The following is a 19548-nucleotide window of genomic DNA, read 5'->3' as shown; positions in this document are numbered from 1 at the left end:
TCGATCGATGAACGATCAAGGGGTGGCACTCAGTGCCACCCCTTGGAGAAGTGCATCCGCTCATGATCCGCTCATCTGAGCGCTACCCCTATCAGGGGTGGCGAGAATCACGCTGCCACAGCCGCCCGGATTTCACCATGCGGACGGACATCCGGAACGAAACACGCCGGTCACACACCCCGTGCCGCCAGCCGCTCCTCCACCCGCTCCGGGGCGTACAGGTGCTCCACGACCAGCGCACCCGCCCCCACCAGCGCGGCCCGCTCGCCGAGCAGGGAGGTCACGACCTCCAGATGAGCGGTGGAGCGCGGCAGCGCCCGCTGGTACAGCAGCTCCCGCACCCCGGTGAGGAAGGGAGTTCCGGCCAGATCGCCCGCGATCATCAGCACGCCGGGGTTCAGCAGGGTCACCACCGTCGCGAGCACGTCCCCGACCTGCCGCCCCGCCTCCCGGGCGAGCGCGGCCGCCTCCGGGTGCCCGGCGGTCAGCAGATCCCGCACGTCCGAGCCGGACGCCGCGGGCACCCCCTTCTCCGCCAGCCTGCGGGCCACGGCGCCCCCACTGGCGACGGCGGCCAGACAACCCCGGGAACCGCACCGGCACAGCGCGTCCGCACCCACCCGGATGTGGCCGATGTCCCCGGCGCCCCCGTCGATCCCCCGGTAGATCGAGCCGTCGACGACGACCCCGGCGCCGATCCCGGTCGACACCTTGACCAGCGCGAACGCCGAGCAGTCGGGGTAGGACGTGCGCTGTTCGCCGTACGCCATGAGGTTCGCGTCGTTGTCGACCAGGACCGGGACCGCGGGCGTGCCCGTGTGCTCGGTGAAGGAGCCGGCGAGGCGGCCTCTTATGTCGTAGCCGTCCCAGCCCGGCATCATCGGCGGCTGGACCACCCGGCCGCTGCCGCTGTCGACCGGTCCCGGCACCGCGAGCCCGATGCCGCAGACCTCGCTCGCGCGCCGGCCCGCCTTCTCCAGCAGTTCGGCGAACCAGCGGCCCAGCTCCCCCAGTACCGCGTCCGGACCGTCCTCGACGGCGAGGACGCCGCCGTGTTCGGCGAGGAGGTCGCCGGTGAGCGTCAGGACGGCCGCGCGGGCGTGCCGGGTGTCGAGGTCGGCGGCGAGGACGACGGCGTGGGTGTCGTCGAATTCCAGGGTGATCGAGGGACGGCCGCCGAGCGGGGAGTCCACCGGGCCGCCGGCGCCCTCGCGCAGCCAGCCCGCGCGGAAGAGCCGGTCCAGACGCTGGCCGACCGTGGCACGGGAGAGTCCGGTGGCCTGCTGGAGCGCGCCGCGCGTCACCGCCCGCCCGGTTCGTACCAGTTCGAGCAGCTCGCCGGCGCTTCCCTGACCCCGTCCGGTCATGCGCACCCCCTTGTGTTTCTCAACTCTGCATTACATATTGGGTTTTGCGTGTTAAATAGACGTAACTCTACGGTGGTCACGACCGAACGGGTCGGCCAGACGTCTTTCGGGGAGCCCCGAGTGGATCGCACTGCCCAGCTCACCACCCGCCGCGCGGCACGCGCCTTCGCATACGATCCACCCCCGCCCCCGGAAGCGCTGCACCACCGGGCCGCCCGGGTCCTGGAGGACAACTGGACCGGCACCTCCACGGTGCCCTCGCGCGGCCTGTACCCCCACCAGTGGTCATGGGACTCGGCGTTCATCGCGATCGGCCTGAGGCATCTGTCGCCGCTCAGGGCGCAGACGGAGCTGGAGACGCTGCTCGCCGCCCAGTGGGGCGACGGCCGCGTCCCGCACATCGTCTTCAACCCCTCCGTGCCGCTCGACGCGTACTTCCCGAGCCCCGACTTCTGGCGCTCCTCGACCGCGGGACAGGCCGCGGGGGCCCCGCGCACCGTACAGACCTCGGGCATCGTGCAGCCACCGGTGCACGCGCTGGCCGCGTGGCTGGTGCACCGTGCGGACCCCGGTCTGTCCCGGGCGCGCGGTTTCCTCACCCGGGTCTACCCCCGGCTGGCGGCCTGGCACCGCTATCTGCTGCACCGCCGGGACCTGGGCGGCGGCGGGCTCGCGTCCGTGGTGCACCCCTGGGAGCAGGGGATGGACAACAGCCCCTGCTGGGACCTGCCGTTGTCGCGCGTCACGCCCGCCCCGGCCCGCTCCTTCCGGCGCGCCGACCTCGACCACGGGGCGGCGCAGGACCGGCCGACGGACCTGGACTACGGGCGGTACGTACGGCTGGCGGCGGACTACCGCGATGGCGGATACGCCGACGGCCAGGGGGACTTCGCCGTCGAGGACCCCTCCTTCAACGCCCTGCTCATCGCCTCCGAGCACGCCCTCGCCCGGATCGCCGAGGAGTTGGGGGCGCCGGGCACGGCCCGCCACGCGCGCGCGGAACGCCTGACGGGAGCACTGATCGACCGGCTGTGGGACCCGGCGCAGGGCATGTTCTTCTGCCGGGACGTGCGGGGCGCCCGCCCGATCCCCGAGCGAGCCGTGTCGGGGCTGGTCCCGCTGCTCCTGCCGACCCTCCCCCGGGACATCGTCGAGGCCCTCGTCCGGACGACCGCCTCCGCGCACTTCGGGCTCGGCGGCGCCACCCGCCTGGTCCCCAGCTACGACCTCCTCGGCGAGGCCTTCGACCCGCACCGCTACTGGCGCGGCCCGGCCTGGTTCAACACCGCCTGGCTGATGGAGCGGGGCCTGCGCACCCACGGCGAGCGCGGCCGCGCCGACGCGCTGCGCCGGGCCGTCCTGGACCTCGCGGACACCTCCGACTTCGCCGAGTACGTCGACCCGTACACCGGCGAGGCGTGCGGCACGACCGGCTTCGGCTGGACCGCCGCGCTCACGCTCGACCTGCTGCACACCGGCATCTTCCAGGGAGAGGAACGGGAATGACGGACCGCCATCACCTGCTCGTGCGTGGCGCGACCTTCGCGGCCGTGGGCGACAACGGGGACATCAGCGGGGTCCGGGGCGGCAACTCCCCCTTCCCGGAAGGGTTGTTCGTGTGCGACGCCCGGCACCTGAGCCGCTGGCAGCTCACGCTGGACAGCGCCGTGCCCGAGACCCTCACACCCGTGGCCGACGGCGACGGCGCCCGCTGCGTCCTGGTGCCGCGCGGCGGCCGCCAGGAACCGCCCGCATACACGGTCTTCCGCGAACAGGCCGTCGGTGACGGCGCGTTCGTCGAGACCCTGCGCGTCACCGGCAACCGCCCGGTCCCGACGACGGTCCGCCTCGCGGTGACCGCCGACGCCGACTTCGCCGACCAGTTCGAACTCCGCTCCGACCACCGCACCTACACGAAGTCCGGCGTCACCCGTTCCCGCGACGTCATCGAGGCGGGCGTCGAGTTCACCTACCGGCGCCGCGAATGGCGGTCCCGTACGACGGTGACGGCCGAGCCCGCCCCGGACGCCGTCGAGGAGACCGGCACCGGTGCGCGGCGCCTGGTCTGGACGCTGGAGCTGGAGCCGCACGGCACGGCGGAACTCACCCTGCGGGTGATGGCCCGCCCGCACGGCGACCGGCGCGCGCTGCGGGTGCCGCGCTCACCGGCCGCGCTCCACGACGAACTCCTGCGCCTGGAGGGCGAGTTCGTGCAGGACGTGGCCTTCCCGAGCGGCTGGCCCGAGCTGGCCGCCGCCTGCGCCCGCGGCCTCGCCGACCTCGCCGCGCTCCAGGTCCCGGCGACCGGCCCGGACGGCGAGGAGCTGCGCGTCCCGGCCGCCGGCGCGCCCTGGTTCCTGACCCTGCTGGGCCGCGACGCGCTGCTGACCTCCCTGTTCGCCCTCCCCTACCGCCCCGGCCTGGCCGCCGCCACCCTCCCCGCCCTCGCCGCGACCCAGGCGACGGAGACCGGCGTGGACGCGGTGGCCCAGCCGGGCAAGATCGTGCACGAGGTACGGCACGGCGAGCTGGCCCACTTCGGCCAGGTCCCCTTCGGGCGGTACTACGGCTCGGTGGATGCCACCCCCCTGTTCCTGGTGCTGCTCGGCGCGTACGTGGAGCAAACCGGGGACGTGGCCCTGGCCCGCCGTCTGGAGCCGCACGCGCGTGCCGCGGTCGGCTGGATGCTGGACCACGGCGGGCTGACCTCGCGCGGCTACCTGGTGTACCGCGCCGACCAGGGCGGCCTCGCCAACCAGAACTGGAAGGACTCCCCCGGCGCGATCTGCCGGGCCGACGGAACCCGGGCGAGCGGGCCGGTGCTGGCGGCGGGCGCGCAGGGGTACGCGTACGACGCGCTGCGGCGCACGGCGTCGGTGGCGCGGACGGTGTGGGGCGACGAGACGTACGCGGCGCTGCTGGAGCAGGCGGCGGGCGATCTGCGGGACCGGTTCCAGCGGGACTTCTGGATGCCGGACGTCGCCTTCCCGGCCCTGGCGCTGGACGGCGAGGGCCGCCCGGTGGACGCGCTGGCCTCGGACGCCGGGCATCTGCTGTGGTCGGGGCTGCTGGACAAGGAGTACGGGGAGGCCGTGGGGCGGCGGCTCCTGGAGCCGGATTTCTTCTCCGGGTGGGGGGTCCGCACGGTGGCGGCGGGGCAGGGGGCGTACCACCCGTTGTCGTACCACCGCGGTTCGGTGTGGCCGCACGACAACGCCCTGATCACGCTCGGGCTGGCGCGGTACGGGCTGCACGACGAGGCGCGGACGGTCGCCCACGCGCTGGTGGACGCGGCGACGGCCACCGGGCACCGGCTGCCGGAGGTGCTGGCCGGGTACGGCCGGGACACCCATCCGGAGCCGGTGCCGTACCCGCACGCGTGTGTGCGCGAGTCCCGGTCGGCCGCGACGCCCCTCGCCCTGCTGACCGCGGTGGGCGGCGCCTGAGGCCGTGTCGTCACCTTCCGGTCCGCCGCGCCCCGGCGCCGGGGGCACCAACCGTTTGCCCGGTGTTTGCCCGAACCCGTGAACAGGCGCGGGCGGGGTGCCGTACGGGAGTGCGGCGGGTCCGGGACCCCAGGCCGGGTCCGCCGTCTTGCCGGGTCTCGTACGGAAGGGCCTTCGGGTGTCTGCCTCCACCAGCACGCCGCAACTGCCGGACGCGACCGACGACGTCGTCCCCGAACCACCCTCGCCCCGCCGCCCGCCCATCCTGCGCCGGACCCTCACCGCGCTCGCCGCGGTGCTGGTCGTCGGCGCGCTGCTGCTGCCGAACGCGGTCGGGGCGCTGCGACCGGACCGGTTCACCCGGATCCCCGTCGAGGCGATCCTCGGGGCGGCCGTGGCGTTGTGGCTGCCGCGCCGGCCCCGGGTGGTCGTGGCGGTGCTGTCCGGGGCGGGGCTCGGGGTGCTGACCGTGCTCAACGTGCTCGACATGGGGTTCCGGGAGTATCTGGGGCGGGGCTTCAACCTGGTCCTGGACTGGGAGTTGCTGGACGACGCGCAGGCGTACGTCGCGGACTCGATGGGCGGGACGTACGCGGTGCTGGCCGCCGTGGGCGCCGTCGTCCTGGTGCTGGTGGTGGTCGCGGTGATGACGCTGGCGATGGTCCGGCTGAGCGAGGTCCTGGTGGCGAGCAGACCGGTCGCCGCGCGCGGCACGCTGATCGCGGCGATGGCCTGGATCACCTGCTACGCCCTCGGGCTCCAGATCGCCGGTACGCCAATCGCCTCCGACCGGGCCGCCGACGCGCTGAAGATCCAGGCGCGGCGGGTGGTGGACACGGTGCGGGACGAGGCGGCGTTCGCGAAGGAGGCGAAGGCCGACACCTTCGGGGCCACGCCGGGTGCGCAGCTGGTCCCGGACCTGCGGGGCAAGGACGTCGTCTTCACGTTCATCGAGAGTTACGGCCGCAGCGCGGTCGAGGACCCGATCATGGCGCCGGGGGTGGACGCGACCCTGGCGGCGCGCACCGAGGCCCTGGCGAAGGCGGGGTTCCGTGCCAGGAGCGGCTGGCTGACGTCGGCGACGTACGGGGGCAGCAGCTGGCTGGGGCACTCGACGTTCCTGTCCGGCCTGTGGATCGACAACCAGCAGCGGTACCGCACGGTGACCTCGGGTGACCATCTCACCCTCACCAAGGCGTTCCAGAAGACCGGCGCCTGGGACACGGTCGGGGTGATGCCGGGCATCCAGAAGGGCTGGCCCGAGGCGCGGTACTACGGCCTGGACAAGGTCTACAACGCCTTCCAACTCGGCTATCAGGGACCGAAGTTCAGCTGGTCGACGATGCCGGACCAGTACGCCCTGGAGGCCTTCCAGCGCCTGGTCCACGGCAAGAAGCGGGACCGGCCGCTGATGTCGGAGGTCATCCTGACGTCGAGCCACCAGCCGTGGGCCCCGATCCCGAAGCTGGTCGACTGGGACGCGCTGGGCGACGGCTCGGTCTTCGACGCGATCCAGAAGGCCGGCGAGAAGCCCGGCGACGTCGTCACGGACACGACCAAGTCCCGTGAGGAGTACGGCAAGTCGATCCAGTACTCGGTCACGGCGCTGACCCAGTGGCTGGAGCGCTACGGCACCGACGACACCGTCCTGGTCTTCCTCGGCGACCACCAGCCCATCGCCCGCGTCAGCGGCGACCACGCCAGCCGGGACGTCCCGGTGTCGATCGTGGCCAAGGACCCGAAGGTGCTGGACAGGATCGCGGACTGGAACTGGACCGAGGGCCTGCGCCCCGCCCACGACGCCCCGGTGTGGAAGATGAGCGCGTTCCGCGACCGCTTCCTGACAGCCTACGGCTCGACCCCGCACCCGTCGAAGGACTGACGGTCACGGGGACCGAGCCGCCCGGAGTGCCTCAGCCGCCCGAGGTGTCCAGCTCCGCGTCCTCGCTCACGCCCGCGCAGTCGTAGGGGTCCTTCAGCCAGCCGTCCGGCAGGACGACCCGGTTGTTGCCCGAGGTGCGGCCGCGGGGGCCGTCGGCGCCCGTGGGCCAGGACTGGTCGAGGTCCAACTCGTCGAGACCGGAACGCAGTTCCTCCAGCGACGACGTGATCGCGAGGCGCTTGCGCATCTCCGAGCCGACGGCGAAGCCCTTGAGGTACCAGGCCACGTGCTTGCGGAAGTCGATGACGCCCCGGGCCTCGTCGCCGATCCACTCGCCGAGGAGAGTGGCGTGCCGGACCATGACGTCGGCGACCTCGCGCAGCGACGGCCGCGCGATGTCCTCGGCGCGCCCCTCGAACGCCGCCACCAGGTCGGAGAACAGCCACGGCCGGCCGAGGCAGCCACGGCCCACGACCACGCCGTCGCACCCGGTCTCCCGCACCATCCGCAGCGCGTCCTGCGCCGACCAGATGTCGCCGTTGCCGAGGACGGGGATCTCCGGCACGTGCTCCTTCAGACGCGCGATCGCCTCCCAGTCCGCCGTGCCGCCGTAGTGCTGGGCGGCGGTCCGGCCGTGCAGCGCGATCGCCGTCACCCCCTCCTCGACCGCGATCCGGCCCGCGTCGAGGTAGGTGATGTGGTCGTCGTCGATGCCCTTGCGCATCTTCATCGTCACGGGCAGGTCCCCGGCCCCGCTGACCGCCTCGCGCAGGATCGCCCGCAGCAGGTTCCGCTTGTAGGGCAGTGCCGAGCCGCCGCCCTTGCGGGTCACCTTGGGCACCGGGCAGCCGAAGTTGAGGTCGATGTGGTCGGCGAGGTCCTCCTCCGCGATCATGCGGACGGCCTTGCCGACGGTCGCCGGGTCGACGCCGTACAGCTGGATCGAGCGCGGTGTCTCGGTCGCGTCGAAGTGGATCAGCTGCATGGTCTTCTCGTTGCGCTCGACCAGCGCCCGGGTCGTGATCATCTCGCTCACGAACAGCCCCTTGCCGCCGCTGAACTCCCTGCACAGGGTACGGAAGGGCGCGTTGGTGATCCCGGCCATCGGGGCCAGGACGACGGGCGGCTGCACGGTGTGCGGACCGATCCGGAGGGTCGAGTGCGAGGTGGGCGCGGTCGTGGGCATTCCCCCATTGTGGCGTACGACGACAGGTACCGGTCCGCCTGACCTTGTACCTACCATTAGTTAGACGCACTATCGATACGGGCGTACGATGACTCTCATGCCCGAGCTCAGCTTCCGGCGACGCCTGCTCGTCCTCGCGATCTGCTGCATGAGCCTGCTGATCGTCAGCCTCGACAACACCGTCCTGAACGTCGCCCTGCCGTCCATGCAGCACGACCTCGACGCCACCACGTCCGGGCTCCAGTGGACCATCGACGCGTACACCCTGGTGCTCGCCTCCCTGCTGATGCTGGCCGGCTCCACCGCCGACCGGCTCGGCCGCAAGCGGGTCTTCGTCGCGGGCCTGATCGTCTTCACCCTCGGCTCGGTGCTGTGCTCGCTCGCCCCGAACCTGGAGGCGCTGATCGCCTTCCGCATGGTCCAGGCGGTGGGCGGCTCGATGCTCAACCCGGTCGCCATGTCGATCATCACCAACACCTTCACGGACCCCCGCGAACGCGCCAGCGCGATCGGGGCGTGGGGCGCGGTCGTCGGCATCTCCATGGCCGCGGGACCGGTCGCGGGCGGCCTGCTGGTGGACTCCGTCGGCTGGCGCTCGATCTTCTGGATCAACCTCCCCGTCGGCCTCGCCGCCCTCCTGCTCACCCTCCGCTTCGTCCCCGAGTCCCGCGCCCCCAAGGCCCGCCGCCCCGACCCGGTCGGCCAGCTCCTGGTGATCACGCTGTTCGGCTCCCTGACCTACGCGATCATCGAGGCGCCGAACACCGGCCTCGGCCCGGTCCTGCCGTACGCCGCGCTCGCGCTCGCCGCTCTGGTGGGGCTGCTGGTCTACGAGCCCCGGCGCCACGAACCCCTGATCGACCTGCGGTTCTTCCGCTCGGCACCGTTCAGCGGGGCCACGGTGATCGCGATCAGCGCGTTCGCGGCACTGGGCGGCTTCCTGTTCGTGTCGACCCTCTACCTCCAGAACGTCCGCGGCCTGGACGCGCTGCACGCCGGTCTGTGGATGCTGCCGATCGCCGCGCCGACATTCCTGTGCGCCCCGCTCTCCGGGCGGCTGGTCGGCCGGCACGGGCCGCGGCTGCCACTGCTGGTCGCCGGGGTGGCGATCACCGCGAGCGGGGTGCTGTTCGCCGCCTTCGACGCCGAGACCTCCGATGTCACGCTCCTGCTCGGCTATGTGCTCTTCGGCGTCGGCTTCGGGTTCGTGAACGCGCCGATCACCAACACGGCGGTCTCGGGGATGCCCCGGGCGCAGGCGGGCGTCGCGGCGGCGGTCGCCTCCACCAGCCGGCAGCTGGGTCAGACCCTCGGCGTGGCCGTGGTGGGGGCCGTGCTGGTGGCGGGCGTGGGCTCGGCCTCGTACGCCGACACGTTCGTCGCCGCCTCGGTGCCGGCCTGGTGGATCATCGCCGGGTGCGGGCTCGCGGTGCTGGTGCTGGGCGCGGTGACCAGCGGCGCCTGGGCGCGCCGGACCGCGCTGCGCACCGCCGAGCGGCTGGAGTCGGCCGAGGTGCGCGAGGCGGCACAGGTCGGCGCGTAGCCCAGCGGTTGCCGTCGTCTCACGCCGACCGGGCGACCGCGATGGCGTGCAGCTTCTCCAGCCGCTCCCGCGACTCCTCGTCCGCCGGGGTGTACGTCACCATGCGCGGCCCCAGGTCCGGGCCGAGCCACAGGTCGGTGTGGATGACCGAGACCCGGCCGACGTGGGGGTTGCGGAACTCCTTGCGCTTGCTGCGGTGGGAGACCACCTCGTGCCGGTCCCAGGCCTCGCGGAACTCCGGGGACTCCGCGCGCAGCCGCTTCAGCAGCATCTTCCAGGCGGGCTCGGCGAGATGGTTCGCCATGGCGGCGCGCAGCCGGGCGGCCATCAGCCGGCGGGTCTCCTCCAGGTGCACGATCGACCGGGCCCACTCCTCGTTGGTGTAGCACAGCACCATGCAGTTGCGGTCCTGCGGCGGCACCGCCTCCAGGTCGCACAGGAGCAGGCCGTAGGTCCGGTTGTGGGCGAGGATGTCGTAACGGCTGTTCTGCACGCAGGCCGGGAGCGGCTCCAGCTGTTCGAGCATCTGGAGCAGCGCGGGGGTGATCGACGGGCAGCGGGTGGCCGGTGTCGGGTCCGCCGCCCCGGCGAGCTGGAAGAGGTGGGCGCGCTCGCTCGGGTCGAGCAGCAGGGCGCGGGCGAGGGCGTCCAGGACCTGCACGGAGACCTGGATGTCGCGGGCCTGCTCCAGCCAGGTGTACCAGGTGACGCCGACCGCGGAGAGGTGGGCGACCTCCTCGCGGCGCAGTCCCGGGGTGCGGCGCCTGCGGCCGCGGGGCAGGCCGACCTGCTCGGGGGTGAGGTGCTCGCGGCGGTGCCGCAGAAAGGCGGCGAGTTCATGCCGCCGGATGTCGGCGGGGGCCACCGTCGGCTCCTGGACCATCGTCGTCATGCCTCCAGCGTGCCGCCGTCCGGACCCTGTTGCCAGGTACTCCCGCTACCAGGATAAAGACACTCTGGTACCCCTCTGGCGATGGGCGGAGGCTGGGGCGCGTGACCACCGAAACCACCCTTCCACGCCCGGTCCGCACCGCGAGCGCGCCACCCGTGCTCGGCGGCCTCGGACTCTTCACCGTGCTGCTCGGCGCGGCACTGCCCCTCATCGACTTCTTCATCGTGAACGTCGCCCTGCCCACCATCGGCCGGGATCTCGCGGCGAGCGAGTCGGTCCTCGAACTGGTCGTGTCCGGCTACGGGTTGGCGTACGCGGTCCTCCTCGTCCTCGGCGGGCGGCTCGGGGACCTGTTCGGCCGCCGCCGGCTCTTCCTCGGCGGCATGGCGGCCTTCGGTCTGACCTCGCTGGCCTGCGGGCTCGCGCCCACCGCGTGGACCCTGGTGGCGGCCCGGGTCGCCCAGGGCATGGCGTCCGCGGCGATGCTGCCGCAGGTCCTCGCCACCATCCAGGCGGCCACCTCCGGACAGCGGCGCGCCAAGGCGATGAGCCTGTACGGCGCGACGGCCGGCCTGTCGATGGTGGCCGGCCAGATCCTGGGCGGTGTCCTGGTCGCCGCCGACGTCGCGGGCACGGGCTGGCGCTCGGTCTTCCTGGTGAACGTGCCCGTGGTCCTCGTCGGCCTGGTCCTGGCCGCCCGTGCCGTGCCCGAGACGCGCTCCCCGCACCCGCAGCCGGTGGACGGCCCGGGCACGGTCCTGCTGGGCGTCTCGCTGCTGACCCTGCTGGCCCCGCTGACGGAGGGCCGCTCGGCGGGCTGGCCGCTGTGGACGTGGCTGTCGCTGGTGGCGTTCCCGTTCGTGGCGGCGGCGTTCTGGGCGGTGGAGCGCCGGGCGGACCGGCTGGGGCGTACGCCGCTGGTGCCGCCGAGCCTGTTCCGGCTGGTGTCGCTGCGGCGCGGGCTGGTCATGATCGTGCCCTTCTCGATCGGCTTCAGCGGCTTCATGTTCGTCATCGCGGTGGCGTTGCAGCAGGGCGCGGGGCTCGGCCCGGTCCGGGCGGGGCTGGCGCTGGCACCGATGGCGGTGACGTTCTTCTTCGTCTCCCTCGCGGGACCCCGGCTGGTCGCGAGGTTCGGCACGCGCGTGGTGACCGCGGGGGCCGGGATCCAGGCGGTCGGCGTCGGACTGATCGCGCTGGCGGCGTGGCGGTCCTGGCCGGGCCTCGGACTCCTGGAACTGCTCCCGGGAGCGGCGATCGCGGGCGCCGGTCAGGCCCTCCAACTCCCGGTGATCTTCCGGATCGTGCTCTCCGAGGTACCGGCCGCGCGGGCGGGCGTCGGCGGCGGCGTCATGGTGACCATCCAACAGTCCGCCCTGGCCCTGGGCGTCGCCACGCTCGGCACCCTGTTCCTGTCCCTGATCCCGGCGTTGGGCATGCGGGACGCGCTGGTGACGACACTGGCGGCGCAACTGGCGGGCGTGGCCCTGACGGGCCTGCTGAGCCTGCGGTTGCCGCGGACGGTCGGCTGAGGCGGTTCCGGGAACGCGCCGGGGACGCCGAGGAACGGCGACGAACGGCGAACGTGCCGTGAAGACACTGCTGTTGATGTTGGTCCTGCTGCACACTCCTAGCCGGAGGTGAGGCCGTGTCGGGGATCGACTCGAGCAGAGTGAGCCGCTGGGACCAGCACGGGCGCGAGCACGTCGTCCAGGTGCGACGCCAGGGCACGCAACGCACGATCAGATGCGACACCTGCGGCTGGCGCAAGACCGCGCAGTTCCTGCCGTGGCTGAAGGCGCAGGACCATCTGGCAGAGGCACATCAGGCGACGGTGGACCCCACGGCGGGGTGACGGGGCGAACTTTTACGAGGGCCGGGCACGGCAGGCCTGTACAGAGGGCACGCGGGGCACCGGTCACGCGCCCACCGGCCCGAGGCTCAGCCGGTCCGAGACTCGGCCGGTCCGGGGCTCAGCCCGCCCGCAGACCCCGGACCAGCAGATCCAGGACCGCTTCGAGTTCGGTCTCCACGCCGGGCTGTTCCCACTCGCGGGCGTAGCAGGGGTCGTGGAAGCGGCCGGTCGCCTGGAAGACCGCGCGGGCCGCGGAGGCCGGGTCCACGGTGGCGAAGTCCCCCGCGGCGACGCCCGCGCGGACCACCTCCGTCAGCTGGGCCGTCAGGTCGGTGATGTGCTCGCCGACCACCTCCCCGGCCTCACCGGCCAGGACCGAGTACGTGGCGAACAGCTCGGGGTCGTCGCCGGCCTTGCGGCGCTTGACCTCGAACAGGGCCGTGAGCCAGTCCCGGAGCCGGGACTCGGGCTCCCGGCCCTCCGCCGCGACGATCCCGGCCAGCTGCTCGGTCGTCCGGTCCAGCCACCGCTTCGTCACCGCCTCCCGCAGCGCCGCCTTCGTACGGAAGTGGCGGTAGACGCTGCCATGGCTGACGCCGAGCGCGCGGGCCACGTCCACCACGGTCGCCTTCGCCGGGCCGTGGCGGCGCAGCACCTCCTCGGTCGCTTCGAGGATGCGCTCGGCGGTCAGGGTCTCGCTGGTCGGGGGCATGCCTAGACGGTACCCGGCGCGCCGATCAGCGCTCGCTGTCGAGCATGGCCATCTGTGCGGGGGCGTACCGCTCACCGGCCGCCGCGTCCGCGGGTACGGCCGCCTCGATGGCGTCGAGGTCGGACGCGTCCAGGGTGACGTCCAGGGCGCCGAGGGCCTCGTCGAGCCGTGTGCGGGTGCGGGCGCCGACCAGCGGCACGATGGTCGTGTCGTGCCGGGGGCCCTGGGCCAGCACCCAGGCGATGGCGATCTGGGCGACCGAGACGCCCTTCTGCTCGGCGATCTTGCGCAGGGACTCGACCAGCGTGAGGTTGTGCTGGAGGTTGTCGCCCTGGAAGCGCGGCGAGTGGGCGCGGAAGTCGGTCGGCGCGTACTGCCGGCCGGGGGTGACATGGCCCGAGATCAGCCCGCGCGAGAGCACTCCGTACGCGGTGACGGCGATGCCCAGCTCGCGCAGGGTGGGCAGGATCTCCCGCTCGGGGCTCCGGGAGATGAGCGCGTACTCGATCTGGAGGTCGGCGATCGGGGCGGTGGCGGCGGCCCGGCGAATGGTCTCCGGGCCGACCTCGCTGAGCCCGATGTGGCGGACGTATCCCTTCTCGACCAGTTCGGCGATCGCGCCGACGGTCTCCTCGATCGGCACGTCCGGGTCGAGGCGGGAGGGCCGGTAGACGTCGATGTGGTCGACGCCGAGGCGCTGAAGGGAGTACGCGGCGAAGTTCTTCACGGCGGCCGGGCGCCCGTCGAAGCCGTACCAGTCGCCGTCCGGGCCGCGCAGGGCGCCGAACTTCACGCTGAGCAGCGCGTTCTCGCGCAGGTGGGCCGGGGCGGTGCGCAGGGCCTCGTTGATCAGCAGTTCGTTGTGGCCCATGCCGTAGAAGTCGCCCGTGTCGAGCAGGGTCACGCCGGCCTCCAGGGCGGCGTGGACCGTGGCGACGGACTCGGCGCGGTCCGCGTCGCCGTACATGCCGGACATGCCCATGCAGCCAAGGCCGAGGGCGGAGACCTGGGGGCCGGTGGTGCCGAGGGTGCGGGTCTGTGTGGTCATGCCTCTCAGCCTGACATGACAGCTGACAAATTTCAATATCTGTCAGCTGTCACTTGTCACTAGTCCGTCATCTCAGCGCACCCGGCCGTCACGGAACCGGGCCGTCTCGCCTCACCCGGGGGTCGCCCGCGTCGCGTCACCCCTCGGTCGTCGCCAGCTTCGCTCCGAGCAGGACGAAGGACCCCGCGAAGCTCCGTCGCAGCCACGTCAGCACCCGGGGCCGTGAGATCACATGGCGGCGGACCGACGCCGCGAGCACCCCGTAGGCGGCGAAGACCACGAAGGTGACCAGCATGAAGACGCCGCTCAGCGCGAGCATCCGCGTCAGCGCGTGCGGCTCCCCCGGGGTCACGAACTGCGGCAGGAACGCGAAGAAGAAGATCGTCAGCTTGGGGTTGAGGACGTTGATCAGCACCGCCCGGACGATGACCCGCCCGGCGGGGACGGGGGCGCTCGGCCCCTCCACGGCGATGGCGTCCCGGTCCCGCAGGGTGGCCCACGCCATCCACAACAGGTAGGCGACACCGGCGTACTTGAGGACCTGGAAGGCGGTGGCGCCGGCGTGCAGCAGCGCGGCCGCGCCGGTGATCGCGGCCACCATGTGCGGCACGGTCCCGAGGGCGCAGCCGAACGCCGCCACGACGCTCGCCCGCCGCCCGCGCGACAGGCCCGCCGCGAGGGTGTAGACGACACCGGTACCGGGAGTGGCGACCACGACGAGGGTGGTCAGCAGGAACGCGAGGCTCATGGCGTTCACCCTGTCGCGGGCGGGCCACCGGTCACAGGGCCAATCGACCGGCCGCCAGGGGGACCACTCCGCCCCGCGGGGGAGCCCTGGACAGAACAAGACCCCGGTTCCGTCCTGTCGGGCACGGGAACCGGGGTCTTGGCGAATCCTGGGTGACTAGCAGCCGATCAGACGGCTCGCCAGGTAGCCCTCGATCTGGTCCAGCGACACGCGCTCCTGCTTCATCGAGTCACGCTCGCGGACGGTCACCGCGTTGTCCTCGAGGGTGTCGAAGTCGACGGTGACACAGAATGGCGTACCGATCTCGTCCTGGCGGCGGTAGCGGCGGCCGATGGCGCCGGCGTCGTCGAACTCGATGTTCCAGTGCTGGCGCAGCGCCTGGGCGAGGCCCTTGGCCTTCGGGGACAGCTCCGGGTTGCGGGAGAGCGGGAGGACCGCGACCTTCACCGGGGCGAGGCGGTGGTCGAGACGCAGCACCGTGCGCTTCTCCATCTTGCCCTTGGCGTTGGGGGCCTCGTCCTCGACGTAGGCGTCGAGGAGGAACGCCAGCATCGCGCGGCCGACACCGGCGGCCGGCTCGATGACGTACGGCGTCCAGCGCTCGCCGGCCTCCTGGTCGTAGTAGAAGAGGTCCTGGCCGGAGGCCTTGGAGTGCGCGGTGAGGTCGTAGTCGGTGCGGTTGGCCACACCCTCGAGCTCGCCCCACTCGTTGCCGCCGAACTGGAAGCGGTACTCGATGTCAGCGGTGCGCTTGGAGTAGTGGGAGAGCTTCTCCTTCGGGTGCTCGTACCACCGCATGTTCTCCTCGCGCAGGCCGAGACCGGTGTACCAGTTCCAGCGCTGCTCCATCCAGTACTCCTGCCACTTCTCGTCCTCGCCCGGCTTGACGAAGAACTCCATCTCCATCTGCTCGAACTCGCGGGTGCGGAAGATGAAGTTGCCGGGCGTGATCTCGTTGCGGAAGGACTTGCCCATCTGCGCGATGCCGAACGGCGGCTTCTTGCGCGAAGCGACCTGCACCTGGGCGAAGTTGGTGAAGATTCCCTGTGCGGTCTCGGGACGCAGGTAGGCGACGGAGCCGGAGTCCTGGGTCGGGCCGAGGTGGGTGGAGAGCAGACCCGAGAACTGCTTGGGCTCGGTGAACTGGCCCTTGTTGCCGCAGTTGGGGCAGTTGATGTCCGCCAGGCCGTTCTCCGGGAGGCGGTTGTGCTTGGCCTCGTAGGCCTCCTCCAGGTGGTCCGCGCGGTACCGCTTGTGGCAGGAGGTGCACTCGGTCAACGGGTCGCTGAAGGTGGCGACATGACCGGAGGCGACCCAGACCTCGGAGGCCAGGATCACGGACGAGTCGAGACCGACGACGTCCTCGCGCGAGGTGACCATGTAGCGCCACCACTGACGCTTCAGGTTCTCCTTCAGCTCGACACCCAGGGGTCCGTAGTCCCAGGCGGCCTTCTGGCCGCCGTAGATCTCACTACAAGGGAAAACGAAGCCACGGCGCTTGCTCAGGCTGACGATGGTGTCGATCTTGTCGGCGGCCACGGTGCTCTCTTCATGACGAATGGACGGCAGCGAATGCCTCAGGTTACCGGCGTCGCCACCCCCGGTATCAAATCGGTTCCCCACCCCCGCTTTGTTGACAACGGTTTCCATATTTGTTGAAAATGAGTGTCATGAACGTACGACGACACCACATATCCGGGATCGCGGTCGCGGCGGCCACCGCTCTCGGCCTCGGCACCCTGTCCGCCTGCTCCGGCGACGGCACCGCGGCCGGCAACACGGAGAAGTTCGACGTCGTCACGTCCTTCTACCCGATGCAGTACCTCGCCGAGCAGATCGGCGGGGACCACGTGAACGTCACCACCCTCACCGAGCCCGGTCAGGAGCCGCACGACCTGGAGCTCAGCACCAAGCAGACCGCCGAGCTGGGCGAGGCGGACGCGGTGCTCTACCTGAAGTCGCTCCAGCCGGCCGTCGACAAGGCCGTCTCCCAGTCCGAGGTCGAGACCAAGATCGACGCGGCCTCGCTGACCACGTTGGAGGACCACGGCGACGTGGAGCACGAGCACGGCGGCGAGGAGGAGCACTCCGAGGAGGAGGAGCACGCCCGCGACCCGCACCTCTGGCTCGACCCGGTGAAGTACCGCGAGGTCGCCGAGGGCGTCGCCCGGGCCTTCGAGAAGGCCGACCCCGACCACGCGGCCGACTACAAGAAGAACGCCGCCGCCCTGACGGCGAAGCTCGACGCCCTCGACACCGCGTACGAGAACGGGCTGAAGAACACCAGGACCAAGGTCTTCTTCACCAACCACGCCGCCTTCGGCTACCTCGCCGAGCGCTACGGCCTCACCCAGGAGGCCATCTCCGGACTCGACCCGGAGAGCGAGCCGAGCCCCGCCCGGATCAAGGAGCTCCAGACCGAGGCGAAGGCCGACGGAGTGACCACCGTGTTCTACGAGACACTGGTGTCCGACAAGACCGCGAAGACCCTCGCCTCGGACGCGGGACTGAAGACGGACGTCCTCGACCCGCTCGAGGGCATCACCGACAAGTCCGAGGGCGAGGACTACATCCAGGTCATGGAGTCCAACCTCGCGGCGCTCAAGACAGCTCTCGGCGCCACATGACCGTTACGGAGGCCTCAGTGAGCGAGCCCGTCATATCGATGCGCGGGGTCCGCGCCGACCTGGGCTCGCGCCCCGTGCTCCGCGGCATCGACCTCACCGTGCACCGCGGTGAGGTCGTCGCGCTGCTCGGCGCCAACGGCTCGGGCAAGTCGACGGCCGTGCGCAGCGTCATCGGCCAGGTGCCGGTCGCGGCCGGCGAGATCGAGCTGTTCGGCACCCCCCGCCGCCGCTTCCGTGACTGGGCGCGCGTCGGGTACGTCCCGCAGCGCACCACGGCCGCGGGCGGCGTGCCCGCCACGGTGACCGAGGTGGTCTCCTCGGGCCGCCTGTCCCGGGCCCGCTTCGGCGTGCTGCGCCAGGCCGACCGCGCGGCCGTGCGGCACGCCCTGGAGCTGGTCGGCCTCGCGGACCGCGCCAAGGACTCCGTGGACGCCCTCTCCGGCGGCCAGCACCAGCGTGTGCTGATCGCCCGGGCGCTGGCCTGCGACCCCGAACTGCTGATCATGGACGAGCCGATGGCGGGCGTCGACCTGGCCAGCCAGGAGGTGCTGGCACGCACGCTGCGCGAGCAGGTGGCGCAGGGCACGACCGTCCTGCTCGTCCTCCATGAACTGGGTCCGCTGGAGCCGCTGATCGACCGCGCGGTCGTCCTGCGCGACGGCTGCGTCCTGCACGACGGCCCGCCCCCGAAGGCGGTCGGCCAGCACGCGCTGCCCGGCCACGACCACGTCCACCCGCACGCGGCTCACGACGCCGAACCGATCCGGACGGGACTGCTGAGCTGATGGAATTCCTGAACTACGCCTTCATGCAGCGGGCCCTGCTCGCCGCCGTCCTGGTCGGCGTCACGGCCCCCGCGATCGGCATCTACCTCGTCCAGCGCCGCCAGGCCCTGATGGGCGACGGCATCGGCCATGTCGCGATGACCGGCGTCGGCCTCGGCTTCCTGCTGTCCTGGTCCCCGGTGTGGATGGCGACCGTCGTCTCCGTGCTCGGTGCCGTCCTCATGGAGCTGATCCGCTGGTTCGGCCGCACCCGCGGCGACATCGCCCTCGCCATGCTCTTCTACGGCGGCATGGCCGGCGGCGTGATGTTCATCAACCTCGCGCCCACCGGCTCCAACGCGAACCTCACCTCGTACCTCTTCGGGTCGCTGTCCACGGTCTCCGAGGACGACGTGACCGCGATCTGCGTGCTGGCCGCGTTCGTGGTGTTGGTCACGCTGGGGCTGCGGCGGCAGCTCTTCGCGGTCAGCCAGGACGAGGAGTTCGCGCGTGTGACGGGGCTGCCGGTGCGCGCCCTGAACCTGCTCACCGCGATCACGGCGGCCATCACGGTCACGGTCGCCATGCGGGTCGTGGGCCTGCTGCTGGTGTCGGCGCTGATGGTGGTGCCGGTGGCGGCGGCGCAGCAGCTCAGCCGGAGTTTCGCGGCGACCTTCGCGATCGCGGTGGCGATCGGGGTGGCGGTGACCATCGGCGGCACCGTGACCTCGTACTACCAGGACGTACCGCCCGGCGCGACGATCGTGCTGCTGACCATCGGCGCGTTCATCGTGCTGACCGTGCTGGCGACCCCGCTGGCCCGGCGCCGGGCCCGTCAGGCGGCGGCCGCGCAGCCCGGCGGCGACCCGGCGGAATGCACGATTCCGGCCAGCCGGGAGGCGTCCGGGAAGATCGGCGTCTGACTCGGCACGGAACGGGCTGGCACAATGGCCCGGCAGCCGCAGACGTCAGGTAGGAGGCAACGGTGACGACCGCTGGACCGCCCGTGAAGGGCCGCGCGACCCGGCAGCGGGCCGCCGTGGCGGCGGCGCTCGACGAGGTCGACGAGTTCCGCAGTGCGCAGGATCTCCACGACATGCTCAAGCACAAGGGCGACTCGGTGGGCCTGACCACGGTCTACCGCACCTTGCAGTCCCTCGCCGACGCCGGCGAGGTCGACGTCCTGCGCACCTCCGACGGCGAGTCCGTCTACCGCCGCTGCTCCACCGGCGACCACCATCACCACCTGGTGTGCCGCGTCTGCGGCAAGGCCGTCGAGGTCGAGGGCCCCGCGGTGGAGAAGTGGGCCGAGGCCATCGCGGCCGAGCACGGCTACGTCAACGTGGCCCACACGGTGGAGATCTTCGGCACCTGCGCGGACTGCGCGCAGACCTCCTAGGCGGCTCCCCGACCGGTCCGTATCACGGGCCGTTCGGCGAGCGGGAGACCGGCGGACGGTCCCCCGCGGCGTCGACGGC

17 protein-coding genes are annotated in these 19548 nt (G+C 72.0%); 10 read left to right on the top strand and 7 right to left on the bottom strand.

Annotated elements, in window-relative coordinates; translation table 11 throughout:
• Positions 1–170: 170 nt before the first annotated feature.
• Positions 171–1367 carry an ROK family protein gene (locus ACH41F_RS00950; RefSeq protein WP_398831969.1) on the bottom strand — a complete coding sequence of 399 codons (1197 nt, stop codon included), beginning with the start codon at positions 1365–1367 and terminating at the stop codon, positions 171–173.
• Positions 1368–1487: 120 nt separating this feature from the next.
• On the opposite strand from ACH41F_RS00950, the gene ACH41F_RS00945 reads away from it, so the two are divergent.
• From ACH41F_RS00945 to ACH41F_RS00935, 3 genes are all read left to right on the top strand, one after another.
• Complete coding sequence (locus ACH41F_RS00945) at positions 1488–2873, top strand: MGH1-like glycoside hydrolase domain-containing protein (protein ID WP_391229196.1); 1386 nt, start codon at positions 1488–1490, stop codon at positions 2871–2873.
• On the top strand, positions 2870–4813 hold the full coding sequence (locus ACH41F_RS00940) for a glycogen debranching N-terminal domain-containing protein (RefSeq protein ID WP_398831967.1): 1944 nt from the start codon (positions 2870–2872) through the stop codon (positions 4811–4813). Before ACH41F_RS00945 ends, ACH41F_RS00940 begins: the two co-directional genes overlap by 4 nt.
• Positions 4814–5075: 262 nt before the next feature.
• Positions 5076–6695 carry a CDP-alcohol phosphatidyltransferase gene (locus ACH41F_RS00935; RefSeq protein WP_398832755.1) on the top strand — a complete coding sequence of 540 codons (1620 nt, stop codon included), beginning with the start codon at positions 5076–5078 and terminating at the stop codon, positions 6693–6695.
• 31 nt (positions 6696–6726) lie between these two features.
• On the opposite strand, the gene dusB is transcribed toward ACH41F_RS00935, so the two are convergent.
• Entirely contained in the window at positions 6727–7881 is a 1155-nt protein-coding gene (dusB, locus tag ACH41F_RS00930) for a tRNA dihydrouridine synthase DusB (protein WP_398831964.1), read from the bottom strand.
• Between the two features lie 97 nt (positions 7882–7978).
• Between dusB and ACH41F_RS00925 the strand changes: the two genes are divergently transcribed.
• A complete protein-coding gene (locus ACH41F_RS00925; protein WP_398831962.1) occupies positions 7979–9424 on the top strand; it encodes an MFS transporter in 1446 nt (481 codons plus the stop codon).
• Between the two features lie 19 nt (positions 9425–9443).
• Here ACH41F_RS00925 and ACH41F_RS00920 read toward each other — a convergent pair whose 3' ends face one another.
• Complete coding sequence (locus ACH41F_RS00920) at positions 9444–10316, bottom strand: helix-turn-helix domain-containing protein (RefSeq protein WP_391229188.1); 873 nt, start codon at positions 10314–10316, stop codon at positions 9444–9446.
• Between the two features lie 101 nt (positions 10317–10417).
• Here ACH41F_RS00920 and ACH41F_RS00915 point away from each other — a divergent pair, with 101 nt between their 5' ends.
• Together ACH41F_RS00915 and ACH41F_RS00910 are read left to right on the top strand one after the other, a co-directional pair.
• Positions 10418–11848 carry an MFS transporter gene (locus ACH41F_RS00915; RefSeq protein ID WP_391229186.1) on the top strand — a complete coding sequence of 477 codons (1431 nt, stop codon included), beginning with the start codon at positions 10418–10420 and terminating at the stop codon, positions 11846–11848.
• 116 nt (positions 11849–11964) lie between these two features.
• The gene (locus ACH41F_RS00910; protein WP_391229184.1) at positions 11965–12171 is read left to right on the top strand and encodes a hypothetical protein; all 207 of its coding nucleotides are present in this window, start codon (positions 11965–11967) and stop codon (positions 12169–12171) included.
• A gap of 118 nt (positions 12172–12289) precedes the next feature.
• Here the strand turns inward: ACH41F_RS00910 and ACH41F_RS00905 are convergent, their stop codons facing one another.
• The 4 genes from ACH41F_RS00905 to ACH41F_RS00890 form a co-directional block, all read right to left on the bottom strand.
• A complete protein-coding gene (locus ACH41F_RS00905; RefSeq protein ID WP_391229182.1) occupies positions 12290–12883 on the bottom strand; it encodes a TetR family transcriptional regulator in 594 nt (197 codons plus the stop codon).
• A 25-nt stretch (positions 12884–12908) separates the two neighbouring features.
• A complete protein-coding gene (locus ACH41F_RS00900; RefSeq protein WP_391229180.1) occupies positions 12909–13931 on the bottom strand; it encodes an aldo/keto reductase in 1023 nt (340 codons plus the stop codon).
• A 136-nt stretch (positions 13932–14067) separates the two neighbouring features.
• Positions 14068–14679, bottom strand: a complete 612-nt coding sequence (locus ACH41F_RS00895; RefSeq protein WP_398831955.1) for a LysE family translocator — start codon at positions 14677–14679, stop codon at positions 14068–14070.
• Between the two features lie 156 nt (positions 14680–14835).
• Positions 14836–16218 carry a glycine--tRNA ligase gene (locus tag ACH41F_RS00890; protein WP_398831953.1) on the bottom strand — a complete coding sequence of 461 codons (1383 nt, stop codon included), beginning with the start codon at positions 16216–16218 and terminating at the stop codon, positions 14836–14838.
• A gap of 131 nt (positions 16219–16349) precedes the next feature.
• On the opposite strand from ACH41F_RS00890, the gene ACH41F_RS00885 reads away from it, so the two are divergent.
• From ACH41F_RS00885 to ACH41F_RS00870, 4 genes are all read left to right on the top strand, one after another.
• The gene (locus ACH41F_RS00885) at positions 16350–17306 is read left to right on the top strand and encodes a metal ABC transporter solute-binding protein, Zn/Mn family (RefSeq protein WP_391229174.1); all 957 of its coding nucleotides are present in this window, start codon (positions 16350–16352) and stop codon (positions 17304–17306) included.
• Positions 17303–18091 carry an ATP-binding cassette domain-containing protein gene (locus ACH41F_RS00880; protein ID WP_391229172.1) on the top strand — a complete coding sequence of 263 codons (789 nt, stop codon included), beginning with the start codon at positions 17303–17305 and terminating at the stop codon, positions 18089–18091. Before ACH41F_RS00885 ends, ACH41F_RS00880 begins: the two co-directional genes overlap by 4 nt.
• Entirely contained in the window at positions 18091–18993 is a 903-nt protein-coding gene (locus ACH41F_RS00875) for an iron chelate uptake ABC transporter family permease subunit (protein ID WP_391229170.1), read from the top strand. The genes ACH41F_RS00880 and ACH41F_RS00875 overlap by 1 nt, the downstream gene beginning before the upstream one ends.
• A 62-nt stretch (positions 18994–19055) precedes the next feature.
• Positions 19056–19469: a transcriptional repressor gene (locus tag ACH41F_RS00870; protein ID WP_391229168.1), complete on the top strand. Its 414-nt coding sequence runs from the start codon at positions 19056–19058 to the stop codon at positions 19467–19469.
• Positions 19470–19548: the final 79 nt, after the last annotated feature.

Origin of the sequence: Streptomyces sp. NPDC020489 (assembly GCF_044386545.1) — a bacterium.
Lineage (GTDB): Bacteria > Actinomycetota > Actinomycetes > Streptomycetales > Streptomycetaceae > Streptomyces.
This window is presented reverse-complemented; position numbering and strand designations above follow the sequence as displayed.